Here is a 26,682-nt window from a genome sequence, read left to right on the forward strand (position 1 = left end):
GCGTAAATATCAGAGAGCCTGAGTTAGCTACTCAATGAGAGCTCGTACATAAGTGAGCGCTTTATTCTTAGTTATTAATTTTGTTGTTGACACAGGGGAGTCCACATAGGTTGTTCCCTTTACGAAACTTATAACGAAGAAATAAGTTATTTTAACCAGTAAAATAGATCAATTAATTAGTGTGATTGGTATTAAGTGTAATTTAGAGCTTTATGTAGGTTTATACAGGGGGAATATGAATACAAGTCATTATTACCATATAAGCATTCAACTCATTTAATAATAAGTACGATCAATCATTTAGCGAGTTAGAATAAAAATAAGAACGAGGTAAATAACGATAACTTTTTAAACAGTATAAAAATACTGATAGATAGATAGTTAGAGGTATATATTAATGAATAAATGCTACGTTTTGCATCTTAATAACAATGAAGGAAATTATATTAGAGTAGATAGAATAAATAAAGTTTAGATTAAAGATGGTGGGCGATACTGGGTTCGAACCAGTGACCCTCGCCTTGTAAGGGCGATGCTCTCCCAACTGAGCTAATCGCCCATCTTTAAATCTATTTATAAATATCATGGTGGGCGATACTGGGTTCGAACCAGTGACCCTCGCCTTGTAAGGGCGATGCTCTCCCAACTGAGCTAATCGCCCATGATAAATATATTTTTATAATAATAAGTTAAAGATGGTGGGCGATACTGGGTTCGAACCAGTGACCCTCGCCTTGTAAGGGCGATGCTCTCCCAACTGAGCTAATCGCCCATCTTTAAACTATATTCTTATAACATTTGAAAGTGGTGGGCGATACTGGGTTCGAACCAGTGACCCTCGCCTTGTAAGGGCGATGCTCTCCCAACTGAGCTAATCGCCCACTTTCAAATTTCAAAGTTTTAATTCTTTTGAAAAGAATCAGTAATATGGTGGGCGATACTGGGTTCGAACCAGTGACCCTCGCCTTGTAAGGGCGATGCTCTCCCAACTGAGCTAATCGCCCATATTACTCTTTACTAACAAAAACATTAAATCGAATGCCGTTGTTTGTGGGGCGTATTATAGGGATCGACTTTTTTCAGTCAAGCCATTTTTGAATAAAATTGTTGTTTTTTGTTTAACTGCTCAAAGGGTAAACAATAAATGCTTAATATTTAATATTTGATACCTTTTCTGAAGCAAATATGGCTTCTCGATAAATAGTTAATGTAATTAGATAGGGTTTCGTTAAAATACGCACACTATTCTTCACGCCGTATTATAAGGAAGCTTTTTAATGACTGTTAAAACACGTTTTGCCCCTAGCCCAACTGGCTATTTACACGTTGGTGGTGCACGTACTGCACTATATTCATGGTTACATGCTAAAAGTAAAGGTGGTCAATTCGTTTTACGTATTGAAGATACCGATATCGAACGCTCTACTCAAGAAGCGGTTGATGCAATATTAGAAGGTATGAAATGGTTAGGATTAGATTGGGATGAAGGTCCATACTACCAAACTAAACGTTTTGATCGTTACAATGAAATGGTTGATAAACTATTAGCAGAAGATAAAGCTTACAAATGTTACGCACCAAAAACATTACTTGATGAAATCCGCGCTGAACAAGAAACGAATAAAGAGATGGCGCGTTACGATGCAAACCATCCTAAAATTATTGCCGTTAATGAAGCAGCAACAGAAGATCAAGATTGCGTAATTCGTTTCCGTAACCCAAAACAAGGCAGCGTTGTTTTTGTTGATGAGATCCGCGGTAAAATCGAAATAGCTAACGAACAATTAGATGACCTGATCATTCGTCGTAGTGACGGCTCCCCTACTTATAACTTCTGTGTTGTTGTAGATGACTGGGATATGGGCATTACGAATGTTGTGCGTGGTGAAGATCACATCAACAATACACCACGCCAAATCAATATCTATGAAGCATTAGGCGCACCAATTCCCTCTTTTGCACATTGTTCAATGATTTTGGGTGATGATGGTGCAAAACTATCTAAACGTCACGGCGCTGTTTCGGTAATGCAATATCGTGATGAAGGTTACTTACCAAACGCATTAAATAACTACTTAGTACGTTTAGGTTGGTCACATGGCGACCAAGAAGTATTTTCAGAACAAGAAATGATTGACCTATTCAAATTAGAGAATGTTAGCAAATCAGCTTCTGCATTTAATACTGAAAAACTATTATGGTTAAATAACCATTACATCAAAACATCAGATCCAGAATACGTTGCAGGCTATTTACAATGGCACATGGATCAACAAAACATCGATATCACTAATGGTCCAGCGTTAACAGAAGTTGTAACTGCATTAGCTGAACGCGCTAAAACATTAGTTGAGTTAGCCACTTCTAGTCGTTACTTCTATGAAGAATACGAAGAATTTGATGCAACAGCAGCGAAAAAACATTTACGTCCAGTAGCGAAAGAAGCATTAGTATTAGTACAAAGTAAACTGCAAGCAACTGATGATTGGTCAATTGAAAACTTACATCAAGTAATTGAAGATACAGCAACTGAATTAGAAGTAGGCATGGGTAAAGTAGGTATGCCATTACGTGTCGCTATTACAGGCGCAGGGCAGTCTCCTTCACTTGACGTAACACTTGCATTAATTGGTAAAGAACGTAGCGTACAGCGCATCACACGTGCAATTGAATTTATCGAAGCACGTGAAAATGCAGCATAGGTAACATTATTTAGTGGCCCTACTATTATTGAGTGATCCTATCAAATGATACTAGCTAAAAAGCCCAGTATGAACCGAATCTAGATTCTTTTCATACTGGGCTTTTTTGTATTTACATTCTTGATGCACAGGCTTATTAAACCTAAGTTATAGATTGTACCTCTAATCTATTCGATATTACCTTGATACAGACTGAAGTATTTCAGTAATTTTAGAATAGGTTTTTTGCCAATCTAAATACTCTAAAGCTAATGGGATGTTTTTCCCATCAATTGACAACACTAATGAAGGAAAGCCTTGAATAGGTAATTGTCGACTTGTATTAATTTCTTCGAACAACTGTTTATTAACCGCATCATCATCTAATTGCTGTTTAAACCTGGCTTTATTAAACCCAATGCCCTCAGCTAACTCAGCTAACACATCCGTTAAAGAAGGATTTTTTGCCTGTAAATAATACCCTTGCTGAATAGCAAACAACATTTCCTTTTCTTTATCTTCCGTTCTTGCAATCAAACAAGCACGACAAGCTGGATACGTTGAGCGCTGTGGTTTACATTCAGTCCAAAAATCAAAGTTAAATTGAGTCCCTAATTGCACATGAATATTGCGCCAAATATTTTGTAATGTTTGTTGTAAATCAGTTGGCATCACAACATCAGAATCGGGTGCTAACCCGCCTAATTGATAACGAATTTCTAATGGATGTTCTGGTGATAGCTCAGTTAACTTAGCCGATAACTTCAGCCAGCTATCTCGGTATCCCCAACACCAGCTGCACATAGGGTCATATACGTAATATAATATAGGTTTACTCATCATTCATTCCTTAAGTATTAATCTCATGCTTAAAACAAGACCTTCCCGTTAAATTAAATTGATATAAAAACTATCTATGGGCAAGGATTAACATAAAATGCTATTTGGTAATGCTATCATAAGCTATACGCCCTACTATCCATAAAAATTGTTTTTCAATGAATACATAGGGTTATTAATGATATTGATTATAGGATCACATTTTGGCACAACTCTATTTTTATTACTCAGCAATGAATGCAGGTAAATCGACCTCTCTTTTACAATCATCTTATAATTATCGTGAACGCGGCATGAATACATTTGTGCTCACTGCAGCAATAGATAACCGTTCAGGTGTAGGTAAAGTGTCATCACGGATTGGTATTGAAAGTGATGCTCATATTTTCTCAGACACAGACGATTTAGCAGAAATGATTGGCAATATTCATCAACAACAAAAACAACACTGTATCCTAATTGATGAATCGCAATTCTTAAGCAAGCAGCAAGTTAGACAATTAACTTACGTGGTGGATATACTCGGTATTCCAGTATTATGTTACGGCATTAAAACCGATTTCCAAGGTGAACTTTTCCCTGGTAGCCAATATTTACTTGCTTGGGCTGATAAATTAGTAGAGTTAAAAACGATTTGTCACTGTGGGCGTAAAGCAAATATGATATTGCGTATGGATGAAAATGGCCAAGCGATACAGGAAGGCGCACAAGTGGAGATTGGTGGCAATGAAACCTATGTATCTGTCTGTCGTAAACACTTCCGTAAAGTCTTCTGGGATGTTGAATAATAAACAATGTTGAATAACAAACAAAGTTGAACACAATTCAGCTGCTTTTTTTAGACACTTTATTCGACAACTTAAATCTGCTTAGGCTAAAATCACATTTAAAAATCACAAAAAATAAGCATAAAAAAAGCGACTCCATGAGCCGCTTAATAAATCTACATTGCTTACCGTCTTAACTAATTACCAACAGTATATTCAATGTCAGCATTTTCTAATAAGTTAGTAACCAATGCTTGATAAATTGCTTCAGAAGTACTGCGCTCTAACATCGTTGTTAATTGCGTTTTAGTTTGCTCACTCGCTGTACTCGTATCCAGTTCAATAACCTTAGACAACTCAATCAGTGCAAAATCACCTTGTGCAGTCCCAACATAATCACGCGCTACTTTGTCGGTGTCTGGTTTTGCTAATTGGAATAAACGTTGAATGACTTGTGTATCATAATCACGGCTATAACGCGCAAGTGTCAGCGGAGAAGTGAACGAAATACCTTTATCAGTTAATTCACTATCAATTGACTCGCCTGCATCTAATTTAGCCATTAAAGATTCAACAAACAGTTTTGCAGCTGCCGCTGATTTTTGCTCTTCAAGTTGCAATGTAATTTGCTCAGAAACATCTGCTAATGGTTTAGTCGCAGCTTCTTTATGATCTTTAATATGAACAACAATCGCTTGCGTATCATCTAATTCAATGATTTCTGAGTTCAAACCTTCACTACGGAAATTCTCATCAAATACTTGGTTAAGTATTTTACTGTCATTTAAAACATCTGGTGCATCGTTAACTGAAAATAAACCACTCGTTTTAATGTCTACAGCAACTTCAGCAGAAGCCTCTTCTAAGCTATCAGGAGACTCAAACGCAACTTCACTTAGACGTTGGTACAAGTTGTCATAAAGTTCTTTAGTTTTTTCAGCTTTTAACGCAACTTCAATTTGCGACTTAACTTCGCTTAAAGGCAATGTTTCAGTTTCTTGCGCTTCAATTAATTTGATGATGTGAAAACCAAATTCTGATTTAACAATATCAGAAACAGGATCTGCAGAAGTTAATGTGAACGCACTTTTATCAAATGCAGGATCCATTACTCCACGTTCAAACCAATCTAGCTCACCGTCATTTTTAGCAGAGTAAACATCTTCTGATTTAGTTTTTGCTAGTTCAGCAAAATCAGCACCTGCTTTAACTTCAGCTAAAATAGCTTCTGCTTTTTCTTTTGATGCAGATGAATCACCTTCGATGAAGATATGAGCAACTTTACGACGCTCTTGACGTTGGTAATCACCTTCATGTTGTTCGTAATAAGCTTGGATATCAGCATCGCTTACCGTGACTTCTGATGTTAATGATGCCGCATCAAGTAAAACATACTCAATATTAACTTGTTCTTCATCTTGGTATAAATCACTGTTATCAGCATAGAAAGTTTCAACTTCTTCAGGCGTTACAGCTTCACTAGTAAGAAAGTTATCGCTTTTTATGTTCAAGATACGTGCAACACGTTTTTGGCCTTGCAGTTGGCTTGCTTGATCGACTTCAGATGGTAAAACAAACTCACTGCCAACTAATGTTTCTAATAGTTGAATACGAACTAAGTCAGTTTTGAAGTTTTCGCTAAATTGTGATGGAGATAAATTATTATTACGTAATAACGATAAGTATAAATTGTTATCAAATTTACCATCAACTTGGAATTCAGGCATATTACGAATTGCCTCTTTCACTTGCTCGTCACCAACACGTAAACCCATTTCTGCAACAGCTTGTGCAATTAAACGCTCAGTAACTAATGTTTGTGTTGCTTGAGATCGAACTTGTTGTGCAAAATTAGGGCTTGATGCAATTAAATCGAATTGCTCGCCATATTGCTGTTGTAAACGTGCTCTTTCATTTTGATAAGCTTGTTCAACACTTTGTTGTGAAATAGCTTCACCATTAACAGTAACCGCAGCATTTTCAGATGTAGTCCCTAAATAACCACTCACTCCTGCCAAAGCAAAAGAAAGTATGATCACAATCAAAATACTTTTAGCAACGACTCCTTGAGAGCCTTCGCGCATTCTTTCTAACATAATATTTACTCTTTAAGACTAAAAACAAAAAAGCGCATCATAGGACGCGCTTAATGCATAACGGTGCTACAAAAACGCTTAAACGTTAATAGCATCTTTTAATGATTTACCAGCTTTAAATGCAGGTACTTTAGCAGCTGCGATTTGAATTGGTTCATTAGTTTGTGGGTTACGACCTGTACGAGCAGCACGTTCTTTAACTGAGAAAGCACCAAAACCGATTAGAGATACGCTGTCGCCTTCAACTAAAGCAGTAGTTACACTATCGATGAATGCATCTAATGCACGACCAGCAGCAGCTTTAGAGATATCTGCGCTTTCTGCGATGTTATCGATTAATTGTCCTTTATTCATTTGTAAATCCCCTGTCTATAAAAAATTGGTGCTATTTAAATTTTGAATGGCACATAGTAAAAAACTTGAGCTAGGCTACTGCGGTATTCAAATTCAAGCAAGTAAATTTCAATAAAATTAGGTAGCTAGCCCATATTGTATGCGATTAATCACCTATTTGTCGGTTTTTCCAACAGAAAAACCTTTAATACTATCTTGCAAAGCGATTTCTAATACTTCGTCTATCCAACGTACTGGTTTAATTTCGAGTTGGTCCTTAATGTTATCAGGGATTTCCTCTAAGTCACGCGTATTTTCAAATGGTATTAATACCGTTTTAATACCACCACGACGCGCAGCGAGTAATTTCTCTTTCAAACCACCAATAGGTAACACTTCACCACGTAACGTGATTTCACCTGTCATGGCTACATCAGCACGCACAGGAATGCCCGTTAAGCTCGATATTAGCACGGTGCACATTGCTGCGCCGGCACTCGGACCATCTTTCGGTGTAGCGCCCTCAGGAACGTGTACATGGATATCACGCTTCTCATGAAAGTCGCTATTAATGCGCCATTCTTCTGCTTTTGCACGTACTACCGTCATTGCAGCTTGAATAGACTCTTTCATCACATCGCCCAATGAACCCGTGTAAGTTAACTTGCCTTTACCGGGTACAGACGTCGCTTCGATAGTTAATAAGTCACCACCAACTGATGTCCATGCAAGACCCGTCACTTGACCTACTTGGTTAGCAGAATCTGCTTTACCAAAGTCATAACGACGAACGCCAAGATAATCTTTTAAGTTATCAATAGTCACATCTATTTTTTTCAATTTTTTGTCTAATAAAATGTCTTTAACCACTTTACGACAAATTTTAGAAATCTCACGTTCTAAACCACGTACACCTGCTTCACGCGTGTAGTAACGAACGATACCGATAATAGCGCTGTCATCAATTGATATTTCAGATTCTTTTAAACCATTACGCTTCACTTGTTTACTCAACAAATGTTGATTAGCGATGTTTAATTTTTCATCTTCTGTATAACCCGATAAATGAATCACTTCCATACGGTCTAAAAGCGGCCCAGGAATATTCATTGAGTTAGACGTTGCAACAAACATAACATCTGATAAGTCGTAATCAACTTCAAGATAATGGTCGTTAAACGTATTATTTTGTTCTGGATCTAATACTTCCAATAAAGCAGAAGCCGGATCGCCACGCATATCAGATGCCATTTTATCAATTTCATCTAATAAGAATAATGGGTTTTTAACGCCGACTTTAGTCATCTTCTGAATGAGTTTACCTGGTAATGAACCAATGTAAGTACGACGATGCCCACGGATCTCAGCTTCATCACGTACGCCACCTAATGCCATACGAACATATTTACGACCAGTAGAACGCGCAATAGATTGCCCTAAAGATGTTTTACCAACACCAGGAGGACCTACTAAACATAAGATAGGACCTTTCAATTTATTAATACGTGTTTGAACGGCTAAATATTCTAGAATACGTTCTTTCACTTTTTCAAGACCGTAATGATCTTCGTCTAATATTTCTTGTGCTCTTGCTAAGTTCTTTTTAACAGGGCTACGTTTCTTCCAAGGCACATTCACTAAACTTTCGATATAAGTGCGAATAACACTTGCTTCTGATGACATTGGCGACATCATTTTTAATTTTTTAAGCTCAGATAATGCTTTTTCTTTCGCTTCTTCAGACATGCCTGCCGCTTCGATCTTATCAGCCAATTGCTCAAGATCGCTTTGCCCTTCTTCGCTATCACCTAACTCTTTTTGAATCGCTTTCATTTGCTCGTTAAGGTAATACTCACGTTGGCTGCGTTCCATCTGTTTTTTAACGCGGCTACGAATACGCTTTTCAACTTTTAGAATATCTTCTTCATTTTCCATCATACCCATTAGGTATTCGAAACGTTCAGTGACATTCGTCAGTTCCAATGCGGTTTGTTTATCTTCTAAACTTAATGGCATGTGTGCTGCGATAGTATCTGCAAGACGCTCTGGCTCATCAATTCCATTCACTGAAGCAAGTACTTCAGGTGGAATTTTCTTGTTTAGTTTAATATAAGATTCAAACTGCCCTAGTACACTTCGAATAAGTGCTTCTTCTTCTTTTTCATCAACGGCTTCACTGTCTAACAGTTCAATCTCTGAAAAGAAGTACTCTTCGTTTTCGATATTACGAATAATGTTCGCACGTTGTACACCTTCAACTAATACTTTTACAGTACCGTCAGGTAGTTTTAATAGTTGTAAAATATTAGCAACTGTACCAACCGTGTATAAATCTTCTATTTTAGGATCGTCTAAAGAAGCTTCAGTTTGTGCAACTAATAATACTTTTTTACCCTGCTCCATCGCAGCTTCTAGGCAGCTAATAGATTTTTTTCTGCCAACAAATAATGGAATAACCATATGCGGATAAACGACAACATCACGAAGTGGTAAGACAGGTAACGTCAACAGTTGATCTGTTTCTAATTTCATATTGTCTCCGGAAAAGAATTGAAAATTAATTCATTAATAGTCATCAGTCTTTAAACTTCATTAATTAACTGATGATATAAATATTTTAAGTTAGTTTAATACTGGGGATGCTTTGTTTTTTTTCAAGTATTTAAACAAAAAAAGAGAGCATAAAGCTCTCTTTTTTATTATATAACGATTAATTGCTTATTTATCAGACGATACGAGCTTACTTTCTTCTTCTGAGTAAATTAACAATGGCGATGCGTCACCTAAAATAACATTCTCATCAACCACTACTTTGCTTACATTTTCAACGGAAGGTAAGTCATACATCGTATCTAGCAAGACAGCTTCAACAATAGAACGTAAACCACGCGCACCGGTTTTACGGCTCATTGCTTTCTTAGCCATCGCTGTTAATGCTTCTGGGCGGAACTCAAGTTCTACATCTTCTAAGCCAAATAAAGCAGCATATTGTTTAGTAATTGCATTTTTAGGTGCAGTTAAAATTTCAACTAATGCTTCTTCATCTAATTCAGTTAATGTTGCAACAACAGGTAAACGACCAATAAACTCAGGAATCAAACCGTATTTTGCTAAATCTTGAGGTTCAACTTTCTTGAACGTATCGCTCAACGAATCTTTGTTGTCTTTATCTTTAACCGTTGCGCCAAAACCAATACCAGCACCCGTATCAATACGTTGTTCAATAATGCTATCTAAACCAGAGAAAGCACCACCACAGATAAATAATATCTTAGACGTATCAACTTGAATAAACTCTTGATTTGGATGCTTACGCCCACCTTGCGGTGGAATAGAAGCAACAGTACCTTCAATGAGTTTTAGTAAAGCTTGTTGAACACCTTCACCAGATACATCACGTGTAATTGATGGATTCTCAGATTTACGCGTAATTTTATCGATTTCATCAATATAGATGATACCGCGTTGCGCTTTCTCAGGATCGTAATCACATTTCTGTAATAGCTTCTGAATGATATTTTCAACATCTTCACCAACATAACCTGCTTCAGTTAATGTAGTCGCATCAGCCATAGTGAAAGGTACATCTAATAATCTTGCCATGGTTTCAGCGAGTAATGTTTTACCACTACCGGTTGGGCCAATTAACAAAATATTAGATTTACTTAGCTCAACACCGTCAGCCATATCACCGTACTTCAAGCGTTTATAATGATTATAAACAGCGACAGATAGCACTTTTTTCGCTAAATCTTGGCCAATAACATAATCATCTAACGAAGCACGAATTTCATGTGGTGTAGGTAATTTTTTCTTGCTGTTATTCGTTTCAACAGTACTTGTAAGTTCTGCGATTTCTTCTTTAATGATGTCATCACAAAGATCAACACACTCGTTACAAATATAGACAGAAGGTCCTGCAATGAGTTTTTTAACTTCATGCTGACTTTTACCACAGAACGAACAGTACAATAGGCTGTTATCAGCATCATTGTTGTTTTTATCCGACATAATTATCGATATCCTTAATTATATTCTACGAGTCAATACTGAGTCGACAATACCGTAGTCAACTGCTTCTTGAGCACGCATAAAGTTATCACGGTCAGTATCACGAGCAATAACTTCAATATCTTTACCCGTATGGAATGCTAACAATTCATTCATACGCTGTTTTGTTGCAATAATTTCTTTAGCATGGATTTCAAAATCAGATGCCTGACCTTGGAAACCACCTAATGGTTGGTGAATCATAACCTTAGCATTAGGTAAAACGTGACGCTTACCTTCCGCACCACTTGCTAATAAGAATGCGCCCATACTCGCAGCCATTCCCATACAAATAGTACTTACATCAGGCTTAATAAATTGCATAGTATCGTAAATTGCCATACCAGCACTAATTGAACCACCTGGAGAATTAATATAAATATAAATATCTTTTTCTGTGCTTTCTGATTCTAAGAAAAGTAATTGCGCAGTAATCAGGTTAGCCATGTGATCTTCAACAGGGCCTGTTAAAAAGATAACACGCTCTTTTAATAGTCGAGAATAGATATCATATGAACGCTCACCTTTTGCTGTTTGTTCAACAACCATAGGGATAAGCGCGTTACTGATTTGTTCCGTATTTCCAGCAAATGGGTTGGTCATATTCCATCCTAATTATTTGTTTTTATTATATGTACTAAAAATGAAAATGGCCCGAGTGAAATCACTCGAGCCATCAAAATGCATAACCAATTGAATTAATAGTTTAATACACTATTAAGCAGCAGGTTTATTCATCACTTCGTCGAAAGATTTCTTCACTTCAGTTACTTTAGCTTTTTCAATGATAAAATCAACTGCTTGCTCTTCTAATGCAACATTTTCCATGTTTTGCATTAGCTCTTTGTTGTTTTTGTAGTATTCAACAACTTCAGCAGGATTTTCGTAAGCAGAAGCAGCATTTTCAATTAGAGAAGCGACTTTATCTTGGTCAACTTTTAATTCGTTAACTTTGATTACTTCACCTAGTAGAAGACCTACTTTAACGCGCTTTTCAGCTTGTTCAGTAAATAATTCAGCAGGTAGTTCTGGTAAGTTGTTTGGATCCATTTGCTTACCGTAACGTTCCATAGCTTGTTTACGTAAAACGTTAACTTCACCATCTACTAATGCTTTAGGTACGTCGATTTCGTTATTTTCAACTAATGCAGTTAATACGTTGTCTTTAGCAGTATTTTTCAATACTTGATCAAGTTCACGTTGCATGTTTTTCTTAACGTCTTCTTTAAGTGCTTCTAAATCACCGCTTTCAACGCCGAATTTTTTAACAAATTCTTCAGTTAACTCAGGTAATGTTTGCTCTTCAACTTTCGTTAAGTTGATTTTAAACTGTGCAACTTTACCTTTCAATTCTTCTGCGTGGTAATCTTCAGGGAAAGTTACGTCGATGTTAAATTCTTCGCCCGCTTTTTTACCTACGATACCTGTTTCAAAACCGGGAATCATACGCTCACTACCTAGTACGATTTGGAAACCTTCAGCTTTACCGCCTTCGAAAACTTCACCGTCAATAGAACCTTCAAAATCAACCGTTACTTGGTCATCATTTTGAGAGTTACGCTCAACATCGTTCCACTCAGCGTGTTGCTTTTGAAGTGTTACTAACATGTTATCTAAATCAGCATCTTCAATTGTTGTTGCAACAGTATCTACAGCTAAAGAGTCTAATGCTGTTAATGCTACTTCTGGGTAAACTTCAAATGTTGCAGTGAAAACGAAATCTTCGCCTTTCTTGCGAGCAAGTGGAGCAACAGCAGGCGCACCAGCTGGGTTTAATTTTTCAGCTACGATTGCTTCGTAAAAGTTGCGTTGCATGATTTCGCCACCAACTTCTTGCTCAACAGCAGCACCAAAACGCTTAGCTATAACTGATGCAGGTACTTTACCAGGACGAAAGCCATCAACACGTTGTGTTTTAGATAGATGACGTAGACGAGCATCAAATTCTTTATCGAATGCTTCAGCGGCAACAGTAATTGTTAATACGCGCTCTAGACCTTGTGTAGATTCAACAGAAACTTGCATTTTATTTCCTTTATCTTTTACGTTAAAAATTGTTTTTACTGATAAAAGTGATGTTTTTTGTTCATTCACTTTCATCACTAAGGTGTATTTGCTTGGACAACCGCATTATAAAAATGACACCTTAATTAAAAATTATTTTGTAATTTCTATGGTGAAATTTAAGACGCGCCATTATAGACACTGTTATAGCGTTAGTCGATAGGCAGTCCATAGGAAAAACGACATGCAAGCTCTATTTTTGTAGATCCGTCTCTATTTCGTACAATTTATGCTTTATTTTTAGTAAAAACGAACTAAATAATTTTATGGACCATGATCATTCTGCTTGATAATTAAACGATTTTTATTTAAGAATGACATGACAAAGTAAAAGGAAGTAATGGGTTATTGAATAATAAACAGTAAAAAAGCATATAAAATCAAATAAAGACAATGTAGTTTTAAATGTGCTAATAAATGTAACTTATAAAAATGAAGAGTTCACAAAACAAGCAATCACTAGCATTATTTGATAACGCTAATGATTGCTTTGTTAGTCACTCTAGTGATGGTTTTAATGATGAGTCGAATATTAAGTCTAATCACGACTCATTTAATCTATTAATCTATTAATGAAGTAACAACGACTCAACAAAAAAGCCTTGGATACCTGAAAATACAATTTGAGCACCAATCGCCGATACAAATAAACCCGTTATTTTTGGTAACACTTCTAAACCTTGCTGACCAAGTAGACGTTGTATTTTACTTGAAAACAGTAAAACAATAGCTAATGAGGCAACAGCAGCAAACAATGATAAACAAACAATCACAGTATCCATAACGCCGTTTAATTCTGCTCCCATGACCATCAATATACCAATCAGACCTGGACCAACAGTAACAGGAATCGCCAACGGCACTATCGCAAAGTCAGCACTACGTTTAATGGTATTTTCAGGCCCTTCAGGGACTTCAGTTCCACCTTTAATCATCTCTAATGCACTTAAAAATAGTACGGTACCCGCACCGATTTTAAAAGCGTCTAAAGTAATGCCAAATAAGCTGAAAATGTATTGTCCAAAAATGAGGAAAACTAAGCTGATAATCACTACTGTCACACTTAATTTTAAAATGACCTTCTTCTTTTCAGATGAGCTTAATTTTTTGCCTAAAATCAAGAAAACAGACAACACAAAAAAGGGTGTCATCATAAAGAATAGTTTTAAATATAGGGTAAAAAAGTGTTCCATTTACAATCTCATTAACAGTTTAAAGGTTGCTTAAATTTACTACTAGGAATTTTCAGCGCGATGCTAACACAGAGTGATTTATAATATCTTATCTATTTAATAGAAAGTTATTCTTAGTATGATAAAAATCAAAAACGTAAAAATCACATACCTTACATTCAAGTAAAGAAACGTTTAATGATTGTGTTAATGGCTACGTTAATAGTTACGTTAATGGCTACGTTAATGGCACAAAAGTAGCCGACAATATTGAGGCAAGGTCTTGCGCTTTTAATTGTATTTCCAAGCCCCTTTTACCCGCACTGACATAAATATCTGGATGGTCCGTTGCCGTACTATCAATCAAGGTTGTTAAGCGCTTCTTTTGCCCTAACGGACTCACGCCACCTAAAACATAACCTGAAGAGCGTAACACATCGTTTTTATCAGCCATTTGTGCTTTTTTACCTTTCAAAGCCGATGCGACAGCTTTCAAATTTAACTGCTCCGTAACAGGTAAAACCGCCACGACTAACTGCTTATCAACTTCAACCACTAAAGTTTTAAACACTTGTTGTGCATCGACATTCATTTTCTCAGCGGCTTCTAAACCATAAGACGCATGCTTTTTATCATGTTTATATTGATGAACCTTAAATGTGATTTTATGTTTTTCAGCTACTTTAATCGCAGGTGTCATAATCTGTATTTACCTTTATTTTAAATCTACTTTCACTTACCTAATGAACGACTGTTTAATGCTTATCAAAAAACAGTTTCATTTGAGCCACTTACTGCAAAGTTAAACGCTCTGTTAAACGACTGTTTCGACTTGCTCTATTCCTGACCGAGCTTGCAACCAATGATAAGTCAGCGATTAGTGTTAACTGCTTTTTAGCACGCGTAATACCAGTATAAATTAGCTCTCTATTCATCACTGGTAATGCATAATCAGGTAATGCTAATAACGTATGTTTAAACTCAGATCCTTGGCTTTTATGCACGGTCATCGCGAATACGGTTTGATTCGCCGGTAATCGGCTAGGTTGAAAATCAGCGACTGAGCCATCAGGCATAACAAAGTACACTCTTAATTGGCCAGTTAGATCTTGTAAGCACAAGCCAATATCACCATTAAACAATCCAAGGTGATAACTATTTTCAGTCACCATCACCGGGCGTCCAACATACCAAGTTTGTGTTTGGTCGAATCGTCGCGCTAGCAAGCCTGCTTTTTGTAATATCTTTTCACAACGATGATTTAAATTATCAACGCCCCACTCTTGCTCTCGAGTTGCACATAATATTTTAAAATCATTAAATTGTTGTAGCAATTGTTTTGCACGTTCTCGGTTATCCTCATTAATCACAGGTAAATCTGATAAATAAGGTCCATAACCATCAATGACTAATTGCTCAAAGGTAGCTTCACTTTCTGCATCATTCAAGTAATGGTTTAAATCATCATACTTAGCACACAAAGTAGCTAATTTAGCCGCGGTTACGCCGCCTTTATTAATCGCTGAAGCTAAATAACCAATACCTGAAAACTGATCAAAACGATAACTTTTTTGTAATAAACATAAATTATCAGACATACTCACTTGCGTGTGCTTTGCTTGATCTAGTAAACAATCAAACCCTGTTAAGTCGACTAATTGCTGCGCTTTTTGCTGACTATAACCAGATTCAATAAACGAACAGATATCGCCCAATACCGCACCCGCTTCAACAGAGGCTAATTGATCTTTATCGCCTAGCAATATTAAACGGGCATGATCGGGCAACGCACTTAATAGTTTGGCCATTAGCGGTAAATCAACCATTGACGCTTCATCCACCAGCAGGAGATCTAACACTAACTTGTTATGTTCATTGTAACGGAAATGCGCACTGTTATTTCGAACACCTAATAATCGATGAATGGTGCTCGCATCGGTGGGAATATGTTGTGCAACGACCTTATCTAAAGACAAATCAGATAACGCATTAGTAATCGATTCCGTTAAACGTGCCGCTGCTTTACCCGTCGGGGCAACCATTTTAATAATTAAGTCAGGCTGTGAATGTAATAAGAGCGCTAATAACTTCACAACGGTTGTGGTTTTACCAGTACCAGGACCACCAGAAATAACACAACGAGCAGAAGTTAATGCTAAAGCTGCACTTATTTTTTGCCAATCACACCGAACATTATTAGTAATCAAAGATGCTAATGGCGCTAAGTCATCAGCTGATGTTGCATTATTGAACACTGCTTGTACCGATGGCCAATCCACCGCCGCATTATTAATAACGTCTAAATACTTTTCACATAGAACTTGTACTGATTGAGTCGACTCGCTTTGCCATGCTTGCCATAAATACTGATATTGAGGTTTGAATAGTAACTCTAAGTATTCTTTACTTTCATCACTTACTTGCACTGCGATAGGTTGTAATAATTTATCTGAGATGAGTTGTTCAAACTCAGCATAACGCGCCATAAATAAAGCATCATATTGCAAGCGTAAAGGTGCATCGTCACCGCAACAGAGGCTTTCATTTAATAAAGCATGTGTTTGTTGAGGCTCATGAAAAATACAGGAGATTTGCAAACGTTCGCTTTCAGCTTGTGAATCTAACCCTAACTGCAAACAATGTTGATGGAATAGATTACCTATTTTATCGATGGGTAAACAAATATGCCCACCACCAAGCTGTTGACTGACCAATGCCGATGCTAATTGCATTAAGTTATCCGCGCCTAATTGCGCCATAAACTTCGCAAAATGAAAATCTATAGGACGAATTTGTTGATTTAACTGCCATTGTTTTAACAGAGCTAACATATCCACTGTATTAACCGCGTTGCTTACAACGTCACTTTTAACATTGCTTACAACAGCACTTTCAATGTCACTTATACCTTCATTTAGAACGTTATTTTTATTATCACTCATGACAAATCCTCTAACAATTGTTGCGCACTTAATTCGCCACTTAATAACTTATCTAATTGTTCAATTAACTCAAAAGCAGGTTTAATAAAATAAGATCCCGCATTTTCTTCACCTTGCATACCACGTAAAAAGGTATAGAACACGCCACCGAGATGTGTTTCATAATCGTAATCCTCTAAGCGTGATTTTAATAAACGGTGTAATGCCAGTGTGTAAAGTTGATATTGAAAATCATACCGATGCTCAATGATCGCCTCTGCCATCGCATCATCATTGTAATCTTGCAAGCTATCGCCTAAGTAGTTTGATTTATAATCCAATACAAAATATTGCCCTTTATACTCAAAAGTTAAATCGATAAAACCTTTTAACATTCCCTGCACTTGATTGAACTGCAATAAGCCTGCACGAGCAGATAATGGGTCATAATGCATGATTAGCTTATTAATGGAGGACGCTTCAATCGGTTGCATTGGAATAAAGAACTGCATTTCTACTTTCTTTTGCTGCTCCGTTAATGACGATAACGTTAATTCAGGGTATTCACTCGCCACTAAACGATGATCTAAAATATGCGTTATCCATTGGCTAACAATCGGCGCCCACTCTTCTGCAGGTTCATAATTATTAATGGTTAAACGCTCTGTTAACCATGGTATTAATTTATCTGACGGGCTATCTTGAAAGTCGATTTCTTCAAATAGTTCATGTAAGAATGTCCCGTGTTTAGCGCCTCTCGGAAAGTTAAACACATTATAAGCTGAGACTTCTGTTTGTGGATCTTGAAGCAAGCCCGATGGCGAAGCAGCTAAAGGTAATGAGCTTGCTAAAGATGGCTGAGATAAAATATCACCCGTTGCTTTGACACTCTCCTGTGGAATTTTCTTAGTGTTTTTATCTTCAATAGTAGGCGCGCTGTGGAATCGAGATAAAGCAGAGTAACTTGTTACCCACCAGTTTTTCTCAATCGCCCCTGTAAACTGCCTAGGAGCAATTAATTGTTCAGGAGACTGACTCAAAGCTTGATAGGTTTCAGCCATTAACGTTGGCGCATTACGTAACCCGATATTTTCTGACATATCGCATACGCTTTGTAATAAACGTTTTAAATTTTGGTCATCACCTGCCTGTAGTTCTTCACCCGCTTTAATAGATAAATAACCCAATGCACTTTTAGTGAGTGGTGTCGCTTTAGAGCGCCCTTTCTTATACGACCCAATCCCTAAGTAACAACGATACACACTGCGCGTTAAACCAACGTATAACAGACGAATATCTTCCGCTAAAAGTTCTTTAGCCGTCAGCTCTTTATTCGCATCGTCCGCTTCTAAATCAAATACCAAACGTTGTTGGCTATCATGGAATAAACATTCTTTAGGTTCACGATATAAACCACTAAATGGAATAAACACAATATCGTATTCTAACCCTTTGGATTTATGTAACGTACTCACCTGTACTAATTCTTTTTCACTTTCTAAACGTTGTTTCTGTTCGCCTTGCTCGTTTTTAGCATTACTAATTTGTTCACTGAACCAACGTAATAAAGCAAATGAACCTTCATAGACCATGCTATTTTTTTGTAATAACTCAGCAAGGTGTAATAAATCTGTTAAAGCACGCTCACCTTGGTTTTGTGCGAGTAATTTAGCGCTAATACCTTGCTCATGAAAACACTGCTGTAACATCACTAATATACCGCTATCTTCCCACACGGTTTTATAACGAGCAAAATCAGCAATTTTCGCTTCCCAACTGGCGGTATCAGAAAAAGTACGATGAATTTGATAAGGCGTAAGCGAGAACAACTTACAAGCAATCGCTGAACGCAAATAACGTTCGTTGCTTGGATGCAAACAAGCGCTTAATAAGCGTAATAAATCTTGGGCTAAAGTACTGGCAAACACACTTTCTTTTAGTGACAAATACACACTGTTAATGTTTTCTTCTAACAAGGCTTTACGAATAATATTCGCTTCATTACCGGTACGCACTAACACCGAAATATTGTTCGCTAAAATAGGCGATTTATTACCGTCACTATCTTCTAAATAAGCTTGGTTTTGCTGTGCTAACAACAATAACGCTTTGATCTCATTAACTGCAGCTTGTGCACTCGCATATCTAAATGCATCACTGCTTAAACCGCCATTAATATGCAAAAACTGTAGCGCAGTTTGTTGATCATCATCGGGATTATTAACCACCAGCTTTTTACGTCTTATCGGTGGCGCTTTGACAGGGAAAAAAGGAATGTCTTGGTCATAAATAAAAGGTGCGGTTTTATGATTAAAGAAACCATTCACCGCATCAATCATTTCAGCACTAGAGCGATAGTTATTATCTAAACTGTAATGCGCAGTCACAGCATTACGCGCTTTCATATAAGTGAAGATATCTGCACCACGGAAACTATAAATCGCCTGCTTAGGATCGCCAATCATGAACAAACCGGATTGATTAAACAACGGTAGTTCGCCGTTAGCATGCTCATTTGAACTAGCATCTTCATCAAGGCTTGTATCACTATTTTCAACATAGCTGCCTTCAACATAACTGGCATCAGCATAAATCGTATCAAAAATACGGTATTGTACTGGGTCGGTATCTTGAAATTCGTCTATCAAGGCAATGGGATATTGTTGTTTTATTTGTTTGCCAAGATGCCCTTCTGCAGACACTTGTAAGGCATGATCTAAACGTGTTAATAAATCATCAAACCCTAATAGCATGTGCTGCTGTTTAGTGGTTTGTAAGTTATCTTTTATCCAATGCGTTGCTTTAATCAATAAGGTATTTTTGATTGAGATATCTTGCTTAAGTAGAGCTTCAATTAACACAAAGGTCGCATGTGTGGGTGCTTCACCTTTTTTGGTTTTAGTGTGTAACTCTTCCTGTGAAAATTTAACTAAGTTTTTAGGCAAGGTTAACTCTAAACTATCTGACGAAGCCCAAGCACTCACTTGATCAAACCAATTAGGTAAATTCTTTTTACTGTAACTGCGTTTGTCAACACCAGAATGCGTAATGATATCTTGGTAATCATCTTTATCAGCATTCCAAGCTTGTTTAACCTCGGTAATTACATTTAAGCTTTTTTCATATTTACTTTTAAAATCAAAATCAGTAATCGCAGGAATAAAGGTTAAATCATTACGTGACAACCATTGCTGTAACTCAGATTTAAGCGCTTCAGGATGCGCCCAATAACTATAAATAACTTCAGTTAACGGCGTAGAGAGTTGGTAAAAATGTGCTCGCCAAAAATCATTACATGCTTGGCTTAAAATATCAGAGTCATCTTCTAATAACGTTTGTTGAAATAAGCTGCCCGATTCAAAAGCGTTTTGTTGCAACATACGCTGACAAAAACCATGAATCGTAAAAATAGACGCTTCGTCCATTTGCAACTCTGCAAAACGTAACAAACGAATATCATGCTCAATACTGATGCTGTCTTCAATTAACTGCTGGCAGTAATCATCTTTACTTGAACCAGCAATAAAAGCTAAACGGGTTTCACGAATACGTTCACGTATACGACTTCTTAATTCTGCTGTTGCCGCTTCAGTGAAGGTCACCACTAATATTTTATCAACAGTTAATGGACAATGATGCGCTGTTTGCTTTGTTTTGTTTTGGTCAGGTTGCTCATGCCCTAACTCTTGATTACCGTGTCCTAACTCTTGTTGACCATGTCCTAATAAGAGACGAATAAACAAGCTGGCAATAGTATAGGTTTTCCCTGTGCCTGCAGACGCTTCAATTAAGCGACGTCCAAACAAGGGGAAGGTCAACGCTTCTAAAGGCGTAACCGAAATATGGCTGTTGCTCTCAGTTAAGTTACCGCTAATATCAATATCAGTGCTTCCATTTCCACTATTAGCTTCAAGGCTAAGATCGAGGTTTAGATTATATTCACTCATGATTATTCTCCGCCCCATTGGTCATAAATTAAATCATTCAAATTGCATAATAATGGCATAAATACCTGTAGCGCTATCGACTCAAATTGTTGCCAATGATCTTCAATATTTTCAAAAACACGATTAATGTAAGGGTCGTTTGCTTCCGCATAACCACGGCTATTATTAAAGACTTTTAACGCCGCTTGTTGGCCAGCAGCGCGCGTATCAAAACTTAACTCATCCAGCACAAAGACATTTGCTTGTAATTTACAAACGGCTTCACACCACTGGTAAGCACTTTCCACAAAGAAAGGTAACGCTTGCTGTAACCCCTGTTGATATAAAGCTAACAATTCAGCTAAACGTTGGTGAGCATAATCAGCGGGAATTTCCTCAAAATAATGCCCTTTCGTTTGACCAAACAAAGTCGCGTTAAGGTGTTGACCATGCACAATGCAATAACTTAAATGCTCAACCCATAACTTAAGCAGATCTTTACCTTTAATATTACCCGGTTTAATACGCACTAAGCCATTTTCACAATGGTCATCAAGCGCGCCCACTAAACGTTTTTGATCAAACGGAATATCAACATTTATCTGCTCAATATCACCAATAAAGTAACCACTGTAAACGCCTGCTAAATCGACCATGACTTGTAAGTCTTTATTAAAAATTAACGTTGCAAACTCACCTACAGGTAACTTACCTTGTGCCTGTAAACCCACGTATAAATCCGTTAAAGCTTGGTCATCGAGTCCATTTTCAAATTGTTGTTTTTTGAGCATGTATTGCTGCAAGTTATCCAAAGCAAACGGTTCATCATTTTCTTGATCAATGTCATCAATCTCAAAATACACATTTAAACCTTGATTAAAAAACGCCTTACAAGGATTTTGTAAAAATCGAATCAGCGACGTTAACTCTATCAACTCACTTTGTAATAAAGGCAAAGGTTGATTAATCTCAGCTTGATCCGCGGATAATTGAGTAGCGGCATTCCACCAAGATTGTTGATAGGTAATTTGCTTACCTTGAAAATACTGTTCGCTAAAACTTTGCATTGGGTAGTGATGTATTAACGAAGCCAATAATTGTTTTTCTAATTGACCATTATCCAATGATTCGCTCTCAAGCAAACTTTCATGCTGGCTGGTTAATATAAAGCTCTGTTGAATATAGTTAAGCAGCTCGCTGACTAACACACTCGGCATTTTTTCACTGTTATCACTGATATCTTTACCGATGTAACTAACGTAAAAATTTGATTGTGCCGATAACAACGCCTCTAAAAATAGATAACGATCTTCATCTCTGCGTGAACGGTCACCACGTTTTCTATGGCCGACCATCAAATCGAATCCCATTGGTAATAACGAACGAGGATACAAACCATCATTCATGCCTAACAAACAGACCACTTTAAAAGGAATCGAACGCATTGGCATTAACGTACAGAAGTTCACCTGCCCTGCTAAGAAACGCTGGCTATTCGATTGGCTAGACAAATGCTCTTGCAAATATTCAACCAACACCATTAACGATAAGGGTTGATCGAACTTAGCCTGTGCCGTTTGTTCAGACAGCATTTGCATTTGCTGTCGTATTTGGCTGAACAACACACTGTTATCTTCATCTTCAAGGTAGAAATCGTCGATTAAGTGATTAATAAACAGTTGCCACTCAGCACAGCTTACTTCTTTATTTAAGTTCGCTTCTAAATCAATCAAGGTATCAATAAATTCAATAAACCGACCGAGCAAATCGCCTTGTAACCCTTGCACTTCATCGTAAGGTGCAATGCCTTCAAAGAGATTGTCACTCATGGCATAACCCAGCAACATACGTTTTAGACCAAACAACCAGTTATTTTGTGTTAACGCTGGGAGTTCCCACTGTTTCGCAGATTGATCATTAAGCCCCCATCGAATACCGCTTTCGGTGATCCAATGTTGTAATAAATCAAATTCAGATTGCTTGATAGAGAATCGATTTAAAATCGCAGGCACTTCTAATAACGCTAAAATATCTTCTCGCGTATAACGGCTTTGTTGTAAATTCAATAATTGTAAAAAGCTCGCTAAAATCGGATTTTCCTGTTGCGCACTGACATCGGAAATAGAGAATGGAATCGTGATGCCTGTGCCAGAACGGCTAAATACCGCTTCTACATAAGGCGCATAAGCATCGATATTAGGCACCATCACAATAATATCTTTAGGCGTCAGCTTAGGGTCTAGCTCAAACATGGTTAATAAGTTGTCGTGTAATACTTCGACTTCTCGCATCACACTATGGCAAGCATGTAAGCTCAGCGAATTATCATTGTCATCAATTTCAATACGTAGTGAAGGATCTTTTAATGTCTGTGTTGAGCTATCGGTTAAATCTAAAATATCAGCCTGTAAATTATGTAATAAACTGTCGCGGTCAATATCAACAAAGGCATCAATCTCTTGTTGCTCAAGGCTATACAGTTGATATAAAAAATCTCGTCCCATTTTACCCATTGAAGCTAATAATGGATTACCCACTTCACTTTCAATATCGCCACTGCTCGCCCAGGCTAAATGTGCTTCATCTTTTTGCCAGCTACTTGCTTTTAACTGTTCAACTTCGCCCGCTTTCACACTCACTTTAGGACGAGATTGTGCAAAACGTTTCGCTAGTAGTTTAGGGTCAACAATGTCTCCCCAATAATAACGACAAGGATTCGTTAATAGAAAATGCACATCACAATGTTCAGCTAACCCTAATAACGCTTGCAGGTAAGATTCAGGTAAAGAAGAAATACCAAAAACAAAAATACGTTTTGGTAAATGCGTTAACTGCTCGGTAGTTTTAGTCGCCAGCGTACTTAAAAAATCTTGGTACAAACCAGCACGATGGTAAGCTTTCCCCTGAGATTGGAAACCTTCTTTAATGCTGTTCACTAATAAACGCCATAACTTAGCCTGCCAAAGGTGTGTGTCTAACCACTCTGGTTGTAGATGCTCTAAGCTGACTTGGCTGTCTTGCAATGTTTCCCAGTTATCAATCCACTCAGGGCGGTACACTAAATATTGGTCAAATATATCGGCGACTTTCCCACTTAACTGGAAACGTTTGCGAAGGTGTTCATCGTCTTCTAAATACTCTTTTAACGCACTAAAGTCTTCGTCTTCTAAACAATCAGGCAATAACTTCATTATTTGCCACGTCATGGATTGTTTATTGAATGGGCTGTTATCAGGCACATCGTCTAAAACATGTTTAAACTGCTGCCAAATAAAACTCGCCGGTAACGGGAAATCAATATTCGCTGCAATACCAGTAGATTGTGCAATCTCTAATTGCAGCCATTGCGCCATACCCGGGCTTTGCACTAATACGGTTTCATTTTCAAAAGGATGGCTCAACGGAGATTGTTTCATGAGCGCTAGCAACAGGTCTTTAAGCAAGCTTATTTGATTGGAATGATAGACTTTAAACACACGTGCCACCTTTTGAGAAAGTTGTTTTTTAGCTGTTTATTATAGTAGCTCTAAAATACCATAACTATCATAAGAGTAATCAACAGAGTGATGAAAAAAGTAAATTTAATCATTGGGTTGTGGAGTTAAAAATAACTAGCTGCTTTACCTCTGCTTTCTGTAACAATAAATAAAGCCGACTCCTTTTTAAAAATTGAATCTTGTTTTATAAACCAATAAAAAATAGCGCACGAAACAAATCAAAAAATAGAACGTAAAAACAAACTAGAAACATTCCGTATTTCCGTTGTTAATACGAAACTTTTCTATCTATCCACATGATATTTTATTTAGTTTCGATGTTAATATTTTGATTAGTCTGTTAAATTTAACCTTCAATATCAAATTCAAATAATTAATAGCATTCTACATATCCACTGGAAATACGAAATAATTTTGGTTAGTTATGCTATTACAAGTCAATGGAGTTTCAATGAAATTACGTACTTTTGTAAAAGAAACACTAAAAGATGTTCTTGGCGGTATCCATGATGCTCAAACTGAAATTGAACACGGAGAAGTTGTTCCTTTAATAAATGAAACCGATTGGAAAGGCTTAGAAACAGGATTAACTAGTTTCCAAGCAATTGAATTCGAAGTATCTGTTAATGCTGTCGAAAAAGAAGGTAGTGAAGCTAAATTAAATGTTGTAGCAGCCGTTATTGGAGGACATGTAAAAGGTGATAGCTCAAATGTGGCAGAGCATACTGCAAAATTAAGCTTCAAAGTACCTGTGAAATTACCATTATCAAGTAAATAAACTTATTAAATCTAATATAGAATATTGTTCTATTTTGTTCTTAAAATAAAAAATTACGCAAAAAAGCTTCTAACATGTTCTGTAGTTTACGAGGGCGTTAAGCTCCTAGAATAACTAGTTTTTCTTAACATAAAGAAATCCTACAGCTTTGTTAAATACCAAGGAGATACCCAGATAAATGTCTATTTCATTAAATAATTTTAAACTTGCAATATCAGATGCAAAAGAGCTAGCTGAGTGTTACGACTTATTGAATACTAAAGATAATATATCGCCACCTGAAGCATTAAAACGTGCCGCATTAATAATGACGATGACCGCTTGGGAAACCTATGTAGAAGATATTGCAACTGAGCTATTTACTAATAAATTTGGTGTCCTACAAGGTTGTCATATCGGTAATTATCTTGATCGTCAATTCACATCAAAATTGAAAACATTTCACAATCCAGGCTCACAGAAGACCAAAGAGATCTTTGAAGAGTTTTTTGGAGTTAATGTTACTGAAAGCTGGGTTTGGAATAGCTACCAAACACCAAAACAAGTTAAGCAAACTCTTGATGCTTGGTTAAGGCGTAGAGGCGAGGCAGTTCATCGTTCTCAAGTCGATATTACTAAACCTGATTTGATTAAAAGAAATGAATTAGACAAATGTGTAAGATTTATATCGGATCTGGTCGAAAGAACAGATAAAGCTTTAGAGTCGGTGTAGGTGTTTCAAAGAAATTATCATGCAATTTAAATTTTTAGCAATCATATTATTAAGTTTAATGAGTAGCTGTCAATTTACTCCCCAAAAGGTCGAGTCAGAAAAAGGTTTATTAATTGGAGAGGATTCTTCAAATGTAAAAGTCCTAATTCGACAAATAGATAAAGGCGAAATATTATGGACTAAGAATTATCAATTAGGTACTACAGCGTCTATCGAAATAGGCACTCATACAGTTTCAATAATATGTGAATTCTTAAAAGTGCTGGACAGCCATTCATTGAAATAAGCAATATCAGATAGTTACAATAAAAACCTTGCTCAATATGGCTACGTCCCCTCTCCCCGTTGGGTTTTTCTTAATTAATGATTACCTTCAAGCAAGGTAAGGCATGGAGCGATTTATGCGTCAGCATAATTATATGAGCGGGCTAAGCTCTGCGTGCCCTTTGCCGTTGCTAGCTCAGTTCGCCACATGGACGTGGCGTATGAGCGGTGCGTTAAGAAAGTAATTATTACTTTATTTCTAAAAGAGGTGATTAAAAAACAGTCGGAGCTAGTCTCTTTGAATTATTTGTAGGTATAGCTTCTCTGCTGGCAGAGAGAAAGTAAAGTCGCCAACAGGGTGAAACCACTGTCAATAAACATCAAGAAGACTCAACGAGCGCAGACGAGCTAGAATAAAAGATGGCTGCAACTCGCCCCACATTTGAACTTTCCCTGCAGTGGTCAAGTAAAACTGGCCATCTTGTTAGAGGTTTTTACGTTTTCTTTCTCTGCTGCTAACGGTGAAAATCCGCCGTTAAACTGATGTGGGCGATATCGATTGTAATAGCCATTTATATAAT

17 protein-coding genes and 5 tRNA genes are annotated in these 26,682 nt (G+C 37.1%); 5 read left to right on the forward strand and 17 right to left on the reverse strand.

What is annotated here, in order from left to right; translation table 11 throughout:
- Positions 1–483: 483 nt before the first annotated feature.
- The 5 genes from SP041_RS19135 to SP041_RS19155 form a co-directional block, all read right to left on the reverse strand.
- Positions 484–559, reverse strand: a tRNA-Val gene (locus SP041_RS19135).
- A 26-nt stretch (positions 560–585) separates the two neighbouring features.
- Positions 586–661 (reverse strand) — tRNA-Val (locus SP041_RS19140).
- Between the two features lie 35 nt (positions 662–696).
- Positions 697–772 (reverse strand) — tRNA-Val (locus tag SP041_RS19145).
- A 33-nt stretch (positions 773–805) separates the two neighbouring features.
- Positions 806–881: transfer RNA gene (locus SP041_RS19150), tRNA-Val, on the reverse strand.
- A 47-nt stretch (positions 882–928) separates the two neighbouring features.
- Positions 929–1,004 (reverse strand) — tRNA-Val (locus tag SP041_RS19155).
- Between the two features lie 273 nt (positions 1,005–1,277).
- Between SP041_RS19155 and gltX the strand changes: the two genes are divergently transcribed.
- On the forward strand, positions 1,278–2,702 hold the full coding sequence (gltX, locus tag SP041_RS19160) for a glutamate--tRNA ligase (RefSeq protein ID WP_025565231.1): 1,425 nt from the start codon (positions 1,278–1,280) through the stop codon (positions 2,700–2,702).
- 177 nt (positions 2,703–2,879) lie between these two features.
- Here gltX and SP041_RS19165 read toward each other — a convergent pair whose 3' ends face one another.
- On the reverse strand, positions 2,880–3,521 hold the full coding sequence (locus SP041_RS19165; protein ID WP_025565232.1) for a DsbA family protein: 642 nt from the start codon (positions 3,519–3,521) through the stop codon (positions 2,880–2,882).
- Positions 3,522–3,724: 203 nt separating this feature from the next.
- Between SP041_RS19165 and SP041_RS19170 the strand changes: the two genes are divergently transcribed.
- Positions 3,725–4,309, forward strand: a complete 585-nt coding sequence (locus tag SP041_RS19170; protein WP_025565233.1) for a thymidine kinase — start codon at positions 3,725–3,727, stop codon at positions 4,307–4,309.
- A gap of 176 nt (positions 4,310–4,485) precedes the next feature.
- Here SP041_RS19170 and SP041_RS19175 read toward each other — a convergent pair whose 3' ends face one another.
- The 11 genes from SP041_RS19175 to recC form a co-directional block, all read right to left on the reverse strand.
- The gene (locus tag SP041_RS19175) at positions 4,486–6,384 is read right to left on the reverse strand and encodes a SurA N-terminal domain-containing protein (RefSeq protein ID WP_025565234.1); all 1,899 of its coding nucleotides are present in this window, start codon (positions 6,382–6,384) and stop codon (positions 4,486–4,488) included.
- A gap of 78 nt (positions 6,385–6,462) precedes the next feature.
- Positions 6,463–6,738: an HU family DNA-binding protein gene (locus SP041_RS19180; protein ID WP_025565236.1), complete on the reverse strand. Its 276-nt coding sequence runs from the start codon at positions 6,736–6,738 to the stop codon at positions 6,463–6,465.
- A gap of 153 nt (positions 6,739–6,891) precedes the next feature.
- Positions 6,892–9,249, reverse strand: coding sequence for an endopeptidase La (gene lon, locus SP041_RS19185; protein ID WP_025565237.1), 2,358 nt, complete (start codon positions 9,247–9,249; stop codon positions 6,892–6,894).
- 186 nt (positions 9,250–9,435) lie between these two features.
- The gene (gene clpX, locus SP041_RS19190) at positions 9,436–10,728 is read right to left on the reverse strand and encodes an ATP-dependent protease ATP-binding subunit ClpX (RefSeq protein WP_025565238.1); all 1,293 of its coding nucleotides are present in this window, start codon (positions 10,726–10,728) and stop codon (positions 9,436–9,438) included.
- An 18-nt stretch (positions 10,729–10,746) separates the two neighbouring features.
- Entirely contained in the window at positions 10,747–11,370 is a 624-nt protein-coding gene (clpP, locus tag SP041_RS19195) for an ATP-dependent Clp endopeptidase proteolytic subunit ClpP (protein ID WP_025565239.1), read from the reverse strand.
- A 114-nt stretch (positions 11,371–11,484) separates the two neighbouring features.
- Positions 11,485–12,792 carry a trigger factor gene (tig, locus tag SP041_RS19200; protein ID WP_025565240.1) on the reverse strand — a complete coding sequence of 436 codons (1,308 nt, stop codon included), beginning with the start codon at positions 12,790–12,792 and terminating at the stop codon, positions 11,485–11,487.
- Between the two features lie 608 nt (positions 12,793–13,400).
- On the reverse strand, positions 13,401–14,024 hold the full coding sequence (locus tag SP041_RS19205) for a MarC family protein (RefSeq protein WP_025565241.1): 624 nt from the start codon (positions 14,022–14,024) through the stop codon (positions 13,401–13,403).
- A 217-nt stretch (positions 14,025–14,241) separates the two neighbouring features.
- Complete coding sequence (gene ybaK, locus SP041_RS19210) at positions 14,242–14,703, reverse strand: Cys-tRNA(Pro) deacylase (RefSeq protein WP_025565242.1); 462 nt, start codon at positions 14,701–14,703, stop codon at positions 14,242–14,244.
- Between the two features lie 91 nt (positions 14,704–14,794).
- Complete coding sequence (gene recD, locus SP041_RS19215; protein WP_240791511.1) at positions 14,795–16,945, reverse strand: exodeoxyribonuclease V subunit alpha; 2,151 nt, start codon at positions 16,943–16,945, stop codon at positions 14,795–14,797.
- Positions 16,942–20,871, reverse strand: a complete 3,930-nt coding sequence (recB, locus tag SP041_RS19220) for an exodeoxyribonuclease V subunit beta (protein WP_025565244.1) — start codon at positions 20,869–20,871, stop codon at positions 16,942–16,944. Before recB ends, recD begins: the two co-directional genes overlap by 4 nt.
- A gap of 2 nt (positions 20,872–20,873) precedes the next feature.
- Positions 20,874–24,326: an exodeoxyribonuclease V subunit gamma gene (gene recC / locus SP041_RS19225; RefSeq protein WP_025565245.1), complete on the reverse strand. Its 3,453-nt coding sequence runs from the start codon at positions 24,324–24,326 to the stop codon at positions 20,874–20,876.
- A 472-nt stretch (positions 24,327–24,798) separates the two neighbouring features.
- On the opposite strand from recC, the gene SP041_RS19230 reads away from it, so the two are divergent.
- The 3 genes from SP041_RS19230 (at position 24,799) to SP041_RS19240 (ending at position 26,123) form a co-directional block, all read left to right on the forward strand.
- Complete coding sequence (locus SP041_RS19230) at positions 24,799–25,125, forward strand: hypothetical protein (protein WP_025565247.1); 327 nt, start codon at positions 24,799–24,801, stop codon at positions 25,123–25,125.
- A gap of 178 nt (positions 25,126–25,303) precedes the next feature.
- Positions 25,304–25,837 (forward strand): HEPN domain-containing protein, encoded by a 534-nt coding sequence (locus tag SP041_RS19235; RefSeq protein ID WP_025565248.1) that lies wholly within the window; start codon positions 25,304–25,306, stop codon positions 25,835–25,837.
- Between the two features lie 19 nt (positions 25,838–25,856).
- A complete protein-coding gene (locus SP041_RS19240) occupies positions 25,857–26,123 on the forward strand; it encodes a hypothetical protein (RefSeq protein ID WP_025565249.1) in 267 nt (88 codons plus the stop codon).
- Positions 26,124–26,682 lie beyond the last annotated feature (559 nt).

The sequence above is a fragment of the Psychromonas sp. SP041 genome, from assembly GCF_000470315.2.
Classification (GTDB): domain Bacteria; phylum Pseudomonadota; class Gammaproteobacteria; order Enterobacterales; family Psychromonadaceae; genus Psychromonas.